The sequence below is a fragment of the Flavivirga eckloniae genome (assembly GCF_002886045.1).
In the GTDB taxonomy this organism is placed as follows: Bacteria; Bacteroidota; Bacteroidia; order Flavobacteriales; family Flavobacteriaceae; genus Flavivirga; species Flavivirga eckloniae.
The window spans coordinates 5,389,138-5,403,212 of the sequence record NZ_CP025791.1; the positions used below are offsets into that span (position 1 = coordinate 5,389,138).

The following is a 14,075-nucleotide window of genomic DNA, read 5'->3' on the forward strand; positions in this document are numbered from 1 at the left end:
AATGCGAACAAAATATTATTACATAACCATAATAATCCTATGTTTTGTTTTAGGATGCTCAAAAAATGATGATGATCCGGTACCACCACCAGCCACTGTAGAAAGTTTTGATCCCGTGTCTATTGAATTTGTTCATGAAGACGGTACTGGTATTACAGCAAATGATTGTATTACACCAGATGAGGCCTATGCTATTCAAATAACAACAACTAAAAATAGTAGTGGAACAACAAAAGTCTCTAAAATAGAATATACCATTAATGGTGCATTGTATAGCATGTCATTTTCAGAAGCAGGAACAAAAAGAAACCCTATTGTGTTGGTTTATGGAAGAAATGTAGCAGAATTATCCTCAACAGGTACTTCTAATGAAGTAAACTATATAGAACAAGGGGAGTTTGAACTAGTTAATTAATTGATAATTAGAAGTGATTCATACTATGCTTTTAATAAATGAAACCCAAGTTTTTTTGATATTAAGCTTCATTTATTTAATGGTGAATATTACGACCATATTCAAGACTGTTTTGTGTTTAGTAAATATAAGAAGTGTTTGTTTGTAATGTTTTAACAATAAACATTGTGGCGCTAATAGTAATTGAACTATTCGTTTTGAATCAATTATTATTATGAAACATTTTGATTTATTTTGATGTTCAATGTATCAAATTCGTACCGGAAATAGACTAGGTCTTGTGAATATTGTTTAGTTACTTTATGTATCGGGAAATAGCTAGTTGTTTTATTTCCAATAACTGTAAATCAAAATAGTTGTTAATAGTTTCAAACAGATTATTACTCTAAAATATTAGAAACAAAAAAGCCTTAACCTTTTATTTAAAGGTTAAGGCTTTTTAAGTTATTTGGGGCCTTTTTACTTATAATTTACTAAATATTTTAAGGGATAATTATATATTCTGTCTTTTTAAATGTATTATTTTCATTTTGGTTTCAAAACGGCCAGAAGCAAATCTTCTATCTGTAAGCATAGCTGCTCCCATACGAGTATTATGTTCTCCATTAAAACTTGTTAAAGGACCATTATAGTAATCTTCTAAAGATCTCATAACTGCATTTCCATTTTCGGTATAGCAATTTTCTTGTATGACGCCTCCGTGTAAGTACAAATTACCGTTATATGTTGGCTGACCCCATATTCTATGTTCTACTTTCCAGGTATTTTCATGTAAAGGAGCTTCAAACTTATCATAAAATATACTAGGAGCCGATAAGTCTCCAATATCTGGATCTCCATCTATTTGTGCATTTACAGAAAAGACAAGTAAAAGCATTAAAAAAGAAAAACAGTGTTTGTTTTTTAACATAACAAAAAATTTAATTTTACCAAGATTGGCAATTAGTTAATTATTAATTGAATCTTAAAAATATGTGTTAATTTGATCTAAAGTTTACCTAATATTAAATATTTGTTGATGTATAATCTTACATGTTGGTTATTGTGGTCATAACCAGTATTATAGGCTATAAAAACTATATACCAATCATCGATTAATGACAGTTTTAATACATTTATTTATACTATTAGAAATAGTATGATTGTTTAAATATAAATTAGACCATTGAATTTGGGTTTTAATAAACATTTGAAAAATGAATTATATAGAAGAAAAGTATATTGAATTATATAGCGATTATATAAATTCGTTTAGCCCTGTTTCTCAAGAATCTTTAGAACAATTACTTTCTTTAATGAAGATACGAGATGTGGACAAGGGCGAAACACTTGTTTTTAAAGGGCAAGTTGCTCGTAATATTTTATTTGTTTGCGAAGGGATATTAATTTCTCAATGGATGGATGATAAAGCCAATGTATACGTGAAGAACTTCTTTTTAAAAGGTTTTTATGCTGGTTCTACTGTATCAATGTTAAAATCTTTACCGTCACATTTTGGAGTTGAGTGTATAGAAGCTGGTAAAATTATAGAAATGGATTACCATAAATACAAAGAAGTAATATTCAAAAACGAAGACCTAAAGAGTTATTATATTAAACACATTGAGCAGAATTGGATTGTTGAAAATGAAAAAAGACAAATCTCGTTTGCTGCTCAAGATGCTAAAGAACGCTATTTTACTTTTTTAGATGAATACCCTGACCTCCCAGACAGAGTTCCACAATGGCAGATTGCTTCTTATCTAGGGATAACCCCTACGCAACTAAGTAGAATAAGAAGAGATCTATAAAATTTCCATCGACATATGTAAATGTTTAAAAGTTTTTGCTGACCTAATTTTGTTTTAAATAATAAATCACTTAGGACTCATGAGTCAGTATTATACAATTTTTTTAGCATTTATTGGAGGTGTTTTTCTTTCTATTCATGGTGGTTTCAATACACAATTAAGTACTTTATTAAAAAGTCCAATACAGGCTTCACTAATAGCTTATATTTTTAGTGCTTTGATTGCTTTGGTTACTGTTATTGGTAGTATGAAGCAAACTCCATCTTTAGTTCAGTTAAAAAGCATACCTACATATTTGTACTTTTCAGGAGCTGTATTTAGTTTTATTGGTATTAGCTTGTACTATTATACAATACCTAAACTGGGGATTTCAACTATGATTTCAATTGGATTAATTGGACAGATAGTTTTCTCATTAATTGCAGACCATTTTGGTTGGTTCGGCCTTAAAGTATTTCCATTAAGTTATAAGAGATTGATTGGAGTGATTGCAATGATTTTGGGGATATTTTTAATCAAAAACAAATAAAGAATGAACTTAATAGAAGCTAATATCAACAACCTAACTTCATTATGGAAGTTAGCTAATACAAAGTCTAATTTTCATAGTTCAGAAAAAACATTTGATTATGGTTTTATTGAGCATTCTAATTGGCCAAATAGATTGTGGTTTCATGAAGCTCCAGATAAGCATAGTATTGAAGAAGCAAAAAACAAAATCAAAAGGCTTAATAATAAATTAACGGTTCCATTTTGGAATATATATAAAGATTTTGATAAAGAGATTTTTAATAATTCGGGTTTTGTTAAAGTATTAGAACAAACAGGAATGAGTCTTAAAGTTGACCCAGAATATCGAGAAACAGTTAATTTAAATTTTGAAAAGGTAAATAGTATTTTAAAGGCTAAAGAATGGGAAGTTTTATTTGAAAAAGCCTTTGGCTATAAAATTAATGGCGATGTAATATTCAAGAGTAGTCAATTTATAGACTACTTCATTGTAACAGATAACCACGAACCTGTTGGAACATGTGTTTTATATTATAGAGACAATACAATTCTTGGGATTCATTCTATGGGAGTAATTCCAGAAATGAGAAGGAAAGGGTATGCTCTTAAAATAATGCAGTATGCACTTGATTGGACTTCGAAAATGAGATTTGAATATGTTACTATTCAAGCTTCTGATATGGCTAAGGCATTATATATAAAACTAGGCTTTAAAGAACAATTTAAAATGATGAATTACGTGTTGAAAGAACACATTTAAACAATAACCAATACTTAAAATTATGAATTTAATAGAAAATTTAAAATGGCGCTATGCTACAAAAAAGTTTGACTCAACAAAAAAGATTCCACTTAAAAAGCTGGAGTACTTGAAAGAAGCTGTTCAACTTTCGGTTTCTTCCTATGGGTTACAATTGTACAAGGTTTTAATCATTGAAGATAAAAAGCTTCGAAAAAAATTAAAAGCAGCGTCATGGGATCAATCTCAAATTACAGATGCGTCCCAATTGTTTGTTTTTTGTCATTATAACGAAAGAGGGGATGAGCATATTGATGAATACATCCAGTTAGCTGCAGAAACACAAAATATTCCTGTCTCGACTTTAAAAGGTTATGGTGATTTTATGAAGAATAGCTTATCTCGGCAAACAGACAGTGAATGGGAATCTTGGGCAAAAAGGCAAACATATTTAGCGTTGTCAAATTTATTGATGGCAAGTGCAGAATTAAAGATTGATGCTTGTCCTATGGAAGGTTTTGAGCCTGAAAAATATAATCAAATTTTGGGACTTGAAGAAAAAGGCTTAAGCGCATCTGTATTAGCGACAGTTGGTTATAGGTCAGGTGATGATGAAACACAGTTCAGGCCTAAAGTTAGAAAACCTTTTGAGCGTTTGTTTGAAGAAATTTAATCTTCATCAGTAGATTAATAGTAGAAGAGAGGTTTGATTTATTTGTTCTATACGTAAGCAACATTTTTATAGTATTCTTGGGTGAACTGTTAGAAACAGCACAGTTAATTTCTGTTTTAGCAAATAGTTTAAAAAAATTATCCCGTATTTCTTGAAGTATTGATTATACATTTTTTTGTAACCAGTACTTTTTATGTAATATCATTCAATTCAAAATATTGTTTGTTATTTGTAAAACAAAACAATTATTCTTTAAGATTTTAAACAATTACGTATATTATAAAAATGTCCAAGAATAATTGACGAAGAAAATAGAAACGTCCCATATTCAAAAATTTCAGCACGTCCTTCTAGCGAAATTGATATTACAAAACCAATAAAAGCAACCCATAAAAAAATACTAATTCCTTTAATAAATTTTCCACTAGTAGCTTTATAAATAGAAATAAAAGTTACTAAGATAAACAAGAAAGCAATTATTGGATTACTTAAAAAACCAATGCCCAACGCAAGCAATGTTGGCGCTGCAAGGCAATGAACTATGCACAGTAAAGCATTAAATGCTCCTAATTTATCTGCCCAATATATCTTTTTTGTTTGTGTCATTTGTTAAGTATTTTATTGTATTCTAAATATTTTGTTTTGTCCACTTTAACATTATCCCAAATATCCAAAATCATTATTTCAATGCGTTTATCAACCGAATTTTGAATATCGTTTCTATAAGTTTGGTAATCGTCATAATGAGTTTTTGATGAATGATTTAGTTTATTTTGAAAGTAAGTTAAAGGGTTGAACCAATAGGTTTTTGAAATAAGTTCATTTTTAGTTCTATTATCTTCTTCTAGCTTTGAAATTGCAATTTTCATAGCGACATTAATTAATGCTATCCTTGAATCATTTCTTGCCTCCTTTATGGCTATTGTATCTTGTGCAGTTTTAGTTTGCTTTAAACTTGGATATAAATTAAAAATTTGATTGTCGGTATCGGTGTTTGACTGCTCGTAGATTTCATCTGTCTTATCTCTTTTGATATCGATTAGGTCAATCATTAAATTAGTTGGTTTTTCAATACTTATCCATTGGTGTACGACGGCAGGAATGATAAAAGCAAAAAGCAACCAAATACCTATCATTTGTAAGGTGTTCGAAATGATGTTTTTTCCATATTTCAGAATTAAAAAGTAAAGAACTACCCAAAACACAAGATATATGGTTAGATATAAAAAAATAATCCAAAAGGTATTATCTGCCTCAAAAACCTTGGTAAGCGTAGCACCATAAAACATTAATCCAAGCAATGAAAATAAAAGTAGTATCGTGTAAAATAAAGTTCTTGATAGTATCCACCAATTTTTTGAACCCGTTTGTACAAAAATGAGTGGTAAAAAGCCTTGCTCTGCTTCTGAAGTTTTTATATTATAAAGTAATACTAAAAGTAATAGAGGCATAAGAAATAGCACAACAAATGAAAAATCTAAAGTGCCAGACTGTATGCGTTCTGGGTTAGCGATTTCCTTTGCCATATCTGCATCATATGGGCTTGAATACAAACCAATTTTTTTATAAAAACCATATTGTTCAGTCTGACCTATATTGTAAACGATCGTTGGCGAAGGTTTTTTGAAATAATAAGTAGGTGTATACCAAATAGACCAGAAAGGTGTTGTAACATCTACCCAAGGCCTGTTTTCAGGCCCTTTTTCGTTTTTGTTGAAATAAGATAGTATGGTTTCTTTTTCTTCTTTTGCTTTTTGATTGAGTCTTTCAATCTCATTGCTTTGTTGCATATACAAATCTGCACCATTATGCAAACCATAAATGCTGGCTATTAAAAAGAGTAGTAGCGCTATAATTTTAAAAGGACTGCTAACAAAATGTTTCCACTCATAAAGAAATATGGATAAACTTCTCATACGATTTGTATTTTTTTAGTTCCGAAATAGATGCCAACAGTAACAATAATTGACCAAACAATAAGCAAAGCTAAATCCAACAAATAATTTGAAAAGATTTCAGAAATTCGAGTTGGTTTATAATCAAAATCTGGAACAGATTTAAAAAATGCATTATCTTCTTTCCATCCCCAATTACCTGTTTTAGAACCACCAAAAGTTTGTTTGTCGTTTAGCGTTTTAATAAAAAACCTTCTGTAGTTTTCCACTTGTAACAAAAATTCCTGATGATGTAAATTATCACTGGCCATAAAACCCATACTTGAATTTTGTAAGGAAATAAAAGGGTTAACAATACCGGCAAATTGAAAGCTTTGTTTTTGTTTGCGAAGTATTTTACGATTATTACCAAAATGTTTATCCCAAACGCTATTTCCATATTCTTCATCGGCTTGCATTCGCATACCGTCAAAATTTATAGGTAATTGAGACAAGCTATCCACACCATATTCTTTTAAAACTTTCTCTTTAAGTGCTATGGCGCGTTTATCTCTAGGGTTGTGTCCGTCAAGTCCTTTTGCGCGGTCTTCTTTCATAGCTGATTGAAATTGATTTCGACTAGGAAGAGGATACCATTTTTCGGCAGAACTCATTAAAATATTCGGTAAAAATATCGTCCAAATTATCCAAATGCCTAACATTGATGTCAACGCAAGTGTCGCATTTAGCCAACGTGCGGAAAAGTAAACCGTAATTGCGCTAATAATAAAGTAGTATAAGGTATAGGACAAAAAGAACAATCCTGTTCTGGTTAAAATTTCTAGAGTTAAACTTTGAAAATTCAAAATACTATAGACCGAAAGTACAAAGGTTAGTAGGATCATACCATAAAGCCAGACAGATAATGTTTTAGACAAAATAATTTGTAATGGTTTTGCGCCTTGTAATATGAGTAATTTGAGTCTTCCACTTTGTTTTTCGTTACTAACAGAGTTAAATGCTAAAAAAATCAATAATAATGGAACAATATATTGTAATAAAAGTGAGGGCTTTAGTTTTCCAAATCTAGAAATAGCTTGCATTTGAGATGCTTCGGAATGCATTATTTCATTCTGAACGTGTCCTTCTACTCGAAGCACATTTCCTGTAATGCTATTAACACCTTCATCGAGACTATTTAATAAGTTAGCAGGTTTAAATACATACGTTCCATAATGTGCAGCACTATGAGGGTTCATTTCGTCAATGCTTACCCATTGTTGCCGTACATGGTCTTTAGCACTTTGGTGTGTTTGCTCTTGCTTTCGTGTTTGATAATTTCCTAAAAAAACAGAGAGTAATAAGATTGAAATAAAAGCAATGCTTATGCCTAAAAATATACGACTACGGATTAAAAACCGCCATTCGTTTTTGATGATTTGCAACATAATATTCGTTTTAGTTTTGCATAAATTGCAGATATAATGTTTCTAGCTCATTAGCACTTACATCTTTGCTATACAATTCTTTTACTAAAATTCCATTTTTTAAAATACCGATACGATTACAAACCTCGCGGACGCGAAAAATATCGTGGGAAGCCATCAAAATAGTAGCGCCTTCAGAAGCTAATTTTTTTAAAAGAACAGAAAGTTCATTACTGGCCAAAGGGTCTAAACCACTGGCAGGCTCATCTAATAAATAGACTTTTGCTTTTTTTGCATAGGCAATAGCGATGCCTACTTTCTGTCGCATTCCTTTAGAATAACCACTCACTTTTTTTACGTGTACTTTATTTTCCAATCCGCAAATTGTTAGGTAGTTTTCTAGTTCACTTTTAGAATATTTTAATCCTGCTAACTTGCAGAAATAATCTAAATTTTCTAAACCTGATAAATATGGATATAGATTAACATTTTCAGGAATATAACCAATGAGTTTTCTAGTCTCTTGTGAATTATGGTTAGTGTCTATATCATTAATATGTACCTCTCCTGAGTCTGGGTTAAGAAAACCTAATAACATATTTATAGTGGTAGATTTTCCTGCACCATTAGCACCCAAAAGCCCTAAAATTTCTCCTTTCTGAACTTCTAAATTTAAGTTTTGAATGGCAAGATTACCTTTAAATGATTTGCTAACGTTTCGTAATTGTATCATGAGACTATTTTTGTTAATGCAATTGAGTTGCAAAAGTAGAAAATAATTTTGTAATTGCAACAATGTTGCATTAATTTTGTGATTATGGGAATTATCAGAAAAACAAAAGCTGTAGCTACAGTGCTCCAAATTTTTGAAGAAAAGAACGAAGCTAAATCGGTAGTACATCTAATAGAACTTGTAAAAGATAAGATGAATAAAACTACGGTGTATCGTATTTTAGATAGACTTGAACAAGATGGTACTATTCATTCTTTTAACGGAAAAGATGGTTTAAAATGGTATGCTAAAAGTGAGGGATGTTCTGCTAGCTATCATTCGGATATGCATCCACATTTTCAATGTACAACATGCGATAAAGTTGAGTGTTTGCCTTTTGAAATTAAAATTCCTTCTATAAAAAATCATAAAGTAGATTCTACAGATATTCTCTTAATAGGACAATGTGAAGTTTGTTGCGTGTGAGTATTGGTTACAATGTATTTGTGTATGGCTTTGTTGCTTTGGGATCTGGGGGAATTCGGAGAATTTTCCGATTGTTAGATAGGCTCTCTGGTAATGAACTATAGCATTGTTGGTAGCCGTTATTTTTTCTTTTTCCTTTTATAGAGTCCAACATAACTTCCTGTAGAGATTATACCCACGTCATAGTCGAAATAGTGATTTTCGGAACTGTCTAAGTATATCCTTAATTTCTTGATCTTTTCTTCAATCACCTCATATTTGAATTGATTTATAAGAGTCTCGCTCTTGGTCGTAGGATCATAATATTTTATTTGAATTTTCTCATTAAAGGTCCAAATAAAAACTGGGCTTTTAATAGAGGCTTTTTCAATTCTTAGTTTATATAACCCTATTCCTTTTTGTTCGAAAGTTTTTAAACTATCAAAGTCAGCCAACACCCACTGTGATTCATCTATGTTGTTAAAAAATAATCCCTGTGAATAGGAATAACTTAGAGTTCCAAAAAGGAAGAATATCGAAAGTATAAATCTCATTTTGTTATTTTTTTTGTGCATTGTTGGCTTTAGTTATTTTTATTTCCTTAAGTTATCGATAATTCTTTTGATAGAAAAGATATGCAGCATGTTGTTTATACTATGAGGAGAGTTGTTGAAACCTTAAGGAGAGGAAGATCTGTAGTGTAAATATTATACTCATTACTCAGAGTGTTTTTCTTTTAGAAGCTGTTTGGCTACTTCGACAGCTTCCTCCTGATATTTGTGTCTGCTCTCAATGATAAATTTCAGTTCTTTGCTCTATGACGTTTTCTACTTATTAGAAATAATAATTAATTTTGAAAGATTGATTTGTTTTCCGAGAAGATTTAGAATGTAAGTTCCATTCGATAATGATGAAATATCAAGTTTCTCTTCTAAATTATTGCCTATTGTTTTATCTATTATTTTTCTACTGTCTAAAGTAAATACTTGTAGCGAAGTTGTATTTGGAGGGATATTATTTAAATATATTATATTTTTTGCGGGATTTGGATAAATTATCAAAATGTCGCTATTCAGGCTATTATCATTTATTGATAGAATATTAACTTCTTCAATACTAAAATTGGCAAAAGATACTATTTCATCTCTAAGGTCTTGGTCATTTAATAAACTTCTATAAATTCCCCATTTTGGTCTGACAAAATCTGCACCTGACCTCCAGTTAATAATATTATTGTTAGTGTAGGCCAGAAGAGTGGTATTGTCTTCTACTTTTTTTATCTCGATATTATAATTCCCAGACGTGCCATACTTAATAGTTTCTGTTACTTCTAGCCAGGTGCCAACAAAAGGAGCTAAATCGGTTTGAGTTAATGTAATTTGAGTGTCTGTTTCTGCATAACGTAATTCAAGACGGTCTGGATTTCCTTTTCTAGTTGTTAACGTATACATTGGCATACTTGCTAATGATCCTCCAACAGATTTTAATTGATGAAGATGAGTAAAATTAGGTGATGATTGAAATCCATTTTCAAGTTTAAATTTCCATTTATAAATTATAGTTTCATTTTCTATACCTAGTAAGTTATCCGCCGATTTATCATAAGTTTTTATTTCGTTACGTTGCCTATCAAAATTAATACATCGGTCATTATCATCAGTTGTATGAATATGAAAACGAAAAACATGAGTATTTAATGTACTATCAAATATTTCATCTATATGTTCTCCGAATGAAGTATGACTACAATCTGGGGTTTCTATCGGGTTGAAACCTGGAGCCAATATAGACGTAATTAAAGAATAAGTATTTCCAGGTCCATCAGCATTTAACTCAACTTGGCCAAAGCTATACAGAGATACAAAGAATAAAAAAGATAATATAAATATTCTCATAGCCTGTTTAATTGGTTTTCCAAATTGGTTTACTAAATATAGTGAATATTAATGGTATGTATTTTGTTTAAATAAGTTCTCTTACTGATATGTTTTACAGCGTTTAGTCTAAGCGGTCGTCTTAATGCCGCTTGTACATTGTTGTGTGTTCGTTTTATTGGGTTAGCATTTTAGCTATAATCTCTTCAATTTTTTTTGTAAAACTCATATAACCATTCCATCCTTTTACATTGGTTAAGATGGCAATTGATAGTTGTTTTTCGGGTATTAAAACCAAAATAGCAGAACCTCCTGCTTGCCTACCAGTATGTCCGAACCTTTTTGTGTCTTCTGAAGGAAATATCATCACTCCATAACCATAGCTTTCTTTATTGGGTATAGCAAAGCGCCATTCAGGTATTTTTTCATTGCTGTTCTCGTCACCTTTTAAATAGGTAGAAGACATTAACTGAATTGTTTCGGATGAAAAAAAATGTTGATTTAAGAAGGCATTTGCAAACAGGATCAAATCTGAAGCCGTAGTCAAATGTCCTCCAGCAGGCAAATTTTCACTTACATCACGCATGTCTGCTCTACGGATGGGTTTGTTCCTTTGTATACGATAACCTGAGGCTCGATGCGGAATAATTTCCCATGAATCATCTTCAAAGGTACTATTCATGGAAGTTGGTTCAAAAATATACTGTTTCGTAAGTTGTTGATAGGTTAAACCCGATGCTCCTTCAAGTACACAAGCTAGCACACGATAACCTTGTGAAGAATAGTGCCAATTCGTCCCTGGTTTGAAAATAAGTGAGTCATTCTTGAAATTGTCAAGAACTTTTCCTATTTCGGTATACCTAGTAAATTCACCTAATAATTCTTTATTATATCTATTTCTTATTTTTAAACTATCATCAGCAGTTTTCGCATCTTTTAACTCTTCCTCTAGATCCATATAAGAACGAATGCCACTTGTATGGGTAAGTAATTGTCTGGTTGTAATATCAAAAGGTTTTTTTGGAAAATTAGGGCAATACTCCTGAATTGGCAAATCAAGATTCAAGGCACCTTTGTCTACCAATACCATAGCTACAGAAGCCGTCCATAATTTTGAGACTGATGCTGTTCTATATTTAGTATGTATTGTTGCAGGGACGTTATTCTCAATATCAGCTAATCCATACCCCTCATTCAATATTAAGCTATCTTTTAAACTTACTGCTATTTGTAATGATGGCGCTTTGGAACTCTCTATTTCTAGTATCGCTAATTCTGATATTTTGTTTTTTAATGTGTCAACATTTATGCTAACTGTTTGAGCCGATAGATTTAATCCCAGATATAAAAATATAAGTTTCAATAAATATTTCATATACTAACTATTTAAACTAAAGATTATAAATTTCAGAAGATGTTACATTCTGTTTTTTCAGTCCATTTAAAATTCTTATTAACGTCAATTTATTATGTTGAAAATCAGTTATTTAGTATTTGGTCAATTTCTGCAAAAATACGCTCAATTTTCATTCTTTTTTGTTGACATTAGCTCAAGAAATTAATAGAGTTTCTTTATATGGGGAATGACACACAACGATTTAAATAAACGCTCGTTTTAATGGCGTTTATTTTTTGTTGTAAATAGTTTTGTTTTGCCTTTTGCATAAACATCTCAGATTACACGCTGTATTAAATATCACAATTTGGAAGAATATTTTTCGCTTGTTCTTCCAAATTTTCAGGAATATGTAAAAACTTCAACTCTGTTAAATTCTTAAATGAATCAGGTAATTTTTTTAAACTATTATTTGTTAAATATAGACTTGTAAGCTGATTTAGATTTCCTATGGACTCAGGTAATTCTAAAATAGAATTATTTACTAAGTCAAGTTCTTCAAGATTAACAAGCCTGCCAAAATCTTTTGGTAGAGAATTTATTTTATTATTCCTTAAAGAGATAAAATTTAACTCAGAAAAATCACAAATAAAATCAGGTAATGAAGTTAGCAATGTATTTCCCATTGCAAGCTGTTTTAATTTAATAAGTTGCTTAAATGAATTTGGAAAGCCTGTAATTGTATTCTCAGATAGATTTAAATATTCTATTTGATTTAAATCACCAATCCAATCTGGAAGAAAAGTAATCCTGTTATTATTTAAATTCAAAACTTTTAAGTTAGTTAGCTGTCTCATTGAATCAGGTAAGAAAGCCAGATTATTATAGTCTAAATGCAGAGTCGTTAGGTTTGTAAGTTCGCCTATATCCTCATCCAGTATTTCGATGTTTTGATTATTTAGGTCTAGTTCGAATACATTTTCTTTTTCTTTGAGAGCTTCTTTAATAGAGGTATGCATATATCTATTTTTTTGTTTCTAACGGTAAATTGTGTGAGTAGTGAAAGATTACGTGGCACTTCCTTGTCAAAACGGTACATAGTTTGAGTGAACCACTAACCTTGATATTTACCATATCTCTTGCAATTACTTATACAAAGTGTTATGAGCTTTTATACCTCTCAATGTTAGAATTACATCTTCTATTTCTTTTAAGTCGGTACGGCTTATCCATTTACTTTTTATAAGTATGCTATTTCTATTTATTTTAATTGAGTAGAACACTTCATGTTCGATGTCGTTTTTTGAAATTACTAACTTTCTATAAAGCTTACCATTTTGAAAGTCATTAATCTGCTCAATCTTACTCAAAAGACCAAACCTACCCAAATACTGTTTTCCATCCCTGGCATTTGTATTTTCTTGAAGGTATAACGAAATAATTGAAGTAGTTTTCTCATTTTTCAAATAACATAGATTGATAAAATCTTCAATTTTCCCGAAGTTTTCATTATAAGTCCAGCCAGATGGAACATCCATTTTTATTCCATAGTACTTATTAATATATTTCCCTTCAATCAATTTTCCGTGTTGCTGATTTCTTATTTTTTTCTTTTCAGTATCTGTTAAAGTATCAACTCTAATGTCAAAGTTATCTCCTATTAAAATAGATTGCAAAGTCGCATTTGCACCAATATTACGCATGGTTCCATTTTGATATACTTTTTTATCAAAGAACATCTGAAGATTATTTAAGCTTTGTATATTACCAGAAATCAGTTTTGTTTCTGCCAATTCACATCTTAAACCTTCTCTATCACCGAAATGAATTAGAGTAAACCGTATTCCTTTATCAATCACCTGTTGTGCTGTATTTCCAACTCTAACTCCTTGCTTGGGAATAACATACTTATCATCATAAACTTTAATTCCATCAAGCTCGCCTCCTTGAAATTTAAGGTGCATTAATTCTTTACCATTTTTAGAAACTGTTTTAAACTTAATGAAATCAGGTAAAAATCCACTTTTATATGATTTAATCTCTAATCCGCTTAGTTTCTTGTCAACAGACAATTCATGATCTCCAATTTTAATTAATCCTGCTCTTTTTTCATTTATCAAGTAATCGTTCTTCATATTGCATGAGAACAAAAAAATCAATGCTGCGAATATTATAATCTTTCTCATTTTCAGTATTCTATTGTAATTAAGCACGTGTTTGTGTATAAGTAGTAGCAGATTTCTACTCACAAACCTTTCGG

16 protein-coding genes are annotated in these 14,075 nt (G+C 30.7%); 6 read left to right on the plus strand and 10 right to left on the minus strand.

Annotation, left to right across the window (positions count from 1 at the left end; genetic code table 11):
* Window position 1: 1 nt before the first annotated feature.
* Window positions 2-415, plus strand: coding sequence for a hypothetical protein (locus C1H87_RS22170; RefSeq protein WP_102757918.1), 414 nt, complete (start codon window positions 2-4; stop codon window positions 413-415).
* Window positions 416-908: 493 nt separating this feature from the next.
* On the opposite strand, the gene C1H87_RS22175 is transcribed toward C1H87_RS22170, so the two are convergent.
* Window positions 909-1,325: a hypothetical protein gene (locus tag C1H87_RS22175; protein WP_102757919.1), complete on the minus strand. Its 417-nt coding sequence runs from the start codon at window positions 1,323-1,325 to the stop codon at window positions 909-911.
* Window positions 1,326-1,611: 286 nt separating this feature from the next.
* On the opposite strand from C1H87_RS22175, the gene C1H87_RS22180 reads away from it, so the two are divergent.
* From C1H87_RS22180 to C1H87_RS22195, 4 genes are all read left to right on the plus strand, one after another.
* Window positions 1,612-2,205, plus strand: coding sequence for a Crp/Fnr family transcriptional regulator (locus tag C1H87_RS22180; RefSeq protein ID WP_102757920.1), 594 nt, complete (start codon window positions 1,612-1,614; stop codon window positions 2,203-2,205).
* A gap of 79 nt (window positions 2,206-2,284) precedes the next feature.
* Window positions 2,285-2,734, plus strand: a complete 450-nt coding sequence (locus C1H87_RS22185; RefSeq protein ID WP_102757921.1) for a DMT family transporter — start codon at window positions 2,285-2,287, stop codon at window positions 2,732-2,734.
* 3 nt (window positions 2,735-2,737) lie between these two features.
* Complete coding sequence (locus C1H87_RS22190) at window positions 2,738-3,475, plus strand: GNAT family N-acetyltransferase (RefSeq protein ID WP_102757922.1); 738 nt, start codon at window positions 2,738-2,740, stop codon at window positions 3,473-3,475.
* Window positions 3,476-3,497: 22 nt separating this feature from the next.
* Window positions 3,498-4,127: an NAD(P)H-dependent oxidoreductase gene (locus tag C1H87_RS22195; RefSeq protein WP_102757923.1), complete on the plus strand. Its 630-nt coding sequence runs from the start codon at window positions 3,498-3,500 to the stop codon at window positions 4,125-4,127.
* A 252-nt stretch (window positions 4,128-4,379) separates the two neighbouring features.
* Here C1H87_RS22195 and C1H87_RS22200 read toward each other — a convergent pair whose 3' ends face one another.
* From C1H87_RS22200 to C1H87_RS22215, 4 genes are read right to left on the minus strand one after another with little or no spacing between them, the layout of a single operon-like run.
* Window positions 4,380-4,733, minus strand: coding sequence for a MerC domain-containing protein (locus C1H87_RS22200; protein ID WP_102757924.1), 354 nt, complete (start codon window positions 4,731-4,733; stop codon window positions 4,380-4,382).
* Window positions 4,730-6,043 carry a hypothetical protein gene (locus C1H87_RS22205; RefSeq protein ID WP_102757925.1) on the minus strand — a complete coding sequence of 438 codons (1,314 nt, stop codon included), beginning with the start codon at window positions 6,041-6,043 and terminating at the stop codon, window positions 4,730-4,732. The genes C1H87_RS22200 and C1H87_RS22205 overlap by 4 nt, the downstream gene beginning before the upstream one ends.
* Entirely contained in the window at window positions 6,040-7,449 is a 1,410-nt protein-coding gene (locus tag C1H87_RS22210) for an ABC transporter permease (RefSeq protein ID WP_102757926.1), read from the minus strand. Before C1H87_RS22210 ends, C1H87_RS22205 begins: the two co-directional genes overlap by 4 nt.
* A 10-nt stretch (window positions 7,450-7,459) precedes the next feature.
* Complete coding sequence (locus C1H87_RS22215; protein WP_102757927.1) at window positions 7,460-8,161, minus strand: ABC transporter ATP-binding protein; 702 nt, start codon at window positions 8,159-8,161, stop codon at window positions 7,460-7,462.
* 84 nt (window positions 8,162-8,245) lie between these two features.
* Between C1H87_RS22215 and C1H87_RS22220 the strand changes: the two genes are divergently transcribed.
* The gene (locus tag C1H87_RS22220; protein WP_102757928.1) at window positions 8,246-8,626 is read left to right on the plus strand and encodes a Fur family transcriptional regulator; all 381 of its coding nucleotides are present in this window, start codon (window positions 8,246-8,248) and stop codon (window positions 8,624-8,626) included.
* 119 nt (window positions 8,627-8,745) lie between these two features.
* Here C1H87_RS22220 and C1H87_RS22225 read toward each other — a convergent pair whose 3' ends face one another.
* The 5 genes from C1H87_RS22225 to C1H87_RS22245 all read right to left on the minus strand — a co-directional run bounded on the left by C1H87_RS22225 (window position 8,746) and on the right by C1H87_RS22245 (window position 14,001).
* Window positions 8,746-9,159 (minus strand): hypothetical protein, encoded by a 414-nt coding sequence (locus C1H87_RS22225; protein ID WP_158655328.1) that lies wholly within the window; start codon window positions 9,157-9,159, stop codon window positions 8,746-8,748.
* A 273-nt stretch (window positions 9,160-9,432) separates the two neighbouring features.
* Window positions 9,433-10,500, minus strand: a complete 1,068-nt coding sequence (locus C1H87_RS22230) for a T9SS type A sorting domain-containing protein (RefSeq protein WP_102757930.1) — start codon at window positions 10,498-10,500, stop codon at window positions 9,433-9,435.
* 154 nt (window positions 10,501-10,654) lie between these two features.
* Window positions 10,655-11,854, minus strand: coding sequence for a serine hydrolase domain-containing protein (locus C1H87_RS22235; RefSeq protein WP_102757931.1), 1,200 nt, complete (start codon window positions 11,852-11,854; stop codon window positions 10,655-10,657).
* Window positions 11,855-12,168: 314 nt separating this feature from the next.
* Window positions 12,169-12,834 carry a leucine-rich repeat domain-containing protein gene (locus C1H87_RS22240; RefSeq protein WP_102757932.1) on the minus strand — a complete coding sequence of 222 codons (666 nt, stop codon included), beginning with the start codon at window positions 12,832-12,834 and terminating at the stop codon, window positions 12,169-12,171.
* Between the two features lie 126 nt (window positions 12,835-12,960).
* Window positions 12,961-14,001 carry a hypothetical protein gene (locus C1H87_RS22245; RefSeq protein ID WP_158655329.1) on the minus strand — a complete coding sequence of 347 codons (1,041 nt, stop codon included), beginning with the start codon at window positions 13,999-14,001 and terminating at the stop codon, window positions 12,961-12,963.
* Window positions 14,002-14,075 lie beyond the last annotated feature (74 nt).

Coding starts and splice junctions, on each gene's coding strand:
- C1H87_RS22195 (WP_102757923.1), top strand. CDS start 3,498: ATGAATTTAATAGAAAATTTAAAATGGCGCTATGCTACAAAAAAGTTT.
- C1H87_RS22190 (WP_102757922.1), top strand. CDS start 2,738: ATGAACTTAATAGAAGCTAATATCAACAACCTAACTTCATTATGGAAG.
- C1H87_RS22175 (WP_102757919.1), bottom strand. CDS start 1,325: ATGTTAAAAAACAAACACTGTTTTTCTTTTTTAATGCTTTTACTTGTC.
- C1H87_RS22200 (WP_102757924.1), bottom strand. CDS start 4,733: ATGACACAAACAAAAAAGATATATTGGGCAGATAAATTAGGAGCATTT.
- C1H87_RS22180 (WP_102757920.1), top strand. CDS start 1,612: ATGAATTATATAGAAGAAAAGTATATTGAATTATATAGCGATTATATA.
- C1H87_RS22215 (WP_102757927.1), bottom strand. CDS start 8,161: ATGATACAATTACGAAACGTTAGCAAATCATTTAAAGGTAATCTTGCC.
- C1H87_RS22245 (WP_158655329.1), bottom strand. CDS start 14,001: ATGAGAAAGATTATAATATTCGCAGCATTGATTTTTTTGTTCTCATGC.
- C1H87_RS22240 (WP_102757932.1), bottom strand. CDS start 12,834: ATGCATACCTCTATTAAAGAAGCTCTCAAAGAAAAAGAAAATGTATTC.
- C1H87_RS22230 (WP_102757930.1), bottom strand. CDS start 10,500: ATGAGAATATTTATATTATCTTTTTTATTCTTTGTATCTCTGTATAGC.
- C1H87_RS22205 (WP_102757925.1), bottom strand. CDS start 6,043: ATGAGAAGTTTATCCATATTTCTTTATGAGTGGAAACATTTTGTTAGC.
- C1H87_RS22225 (WP_158655328.1), bottom strand. CDS start 9,159: ATGAGATTTATACTTTCGATATTCTTCCTTTTTGGAACTCTAAGTTAT.
- C1H87_RS22185 (WP_102757921.1), top strand. CDS start 2,285: ATGAGTCAGTATTATACAATTTTTTTAGCATTTATTGGAGGTGTTTTT.
- C1H87_RS22210 (WP_102757926.1), bottom strand. CDS start 7,449: ATGTTGCAAATCATCAAAAACGAATGGCGGTTTTTAATCCGTAGTCGT.
- C1H87_RS22170 (WP_102757918.1), top strand. CDS start 2: ATGCGAACAAAATATTATTACATAACCATAATAATCCTATGTTTTGTT.
- C1H87_RS22220 (WP_102757928.1), top strand. CDS start 8,246: ATGGGAATTATCAGAAAAACAAAAGCTGTAGCTACAGTGCTCCAAATT.
- C1H87_RS22235 (WP_102757931.1), bottom strand. CDS start 11,854: ATGAAATATTTATTGAAACTTATATTTTTATATCTGGGATTAAATCTA.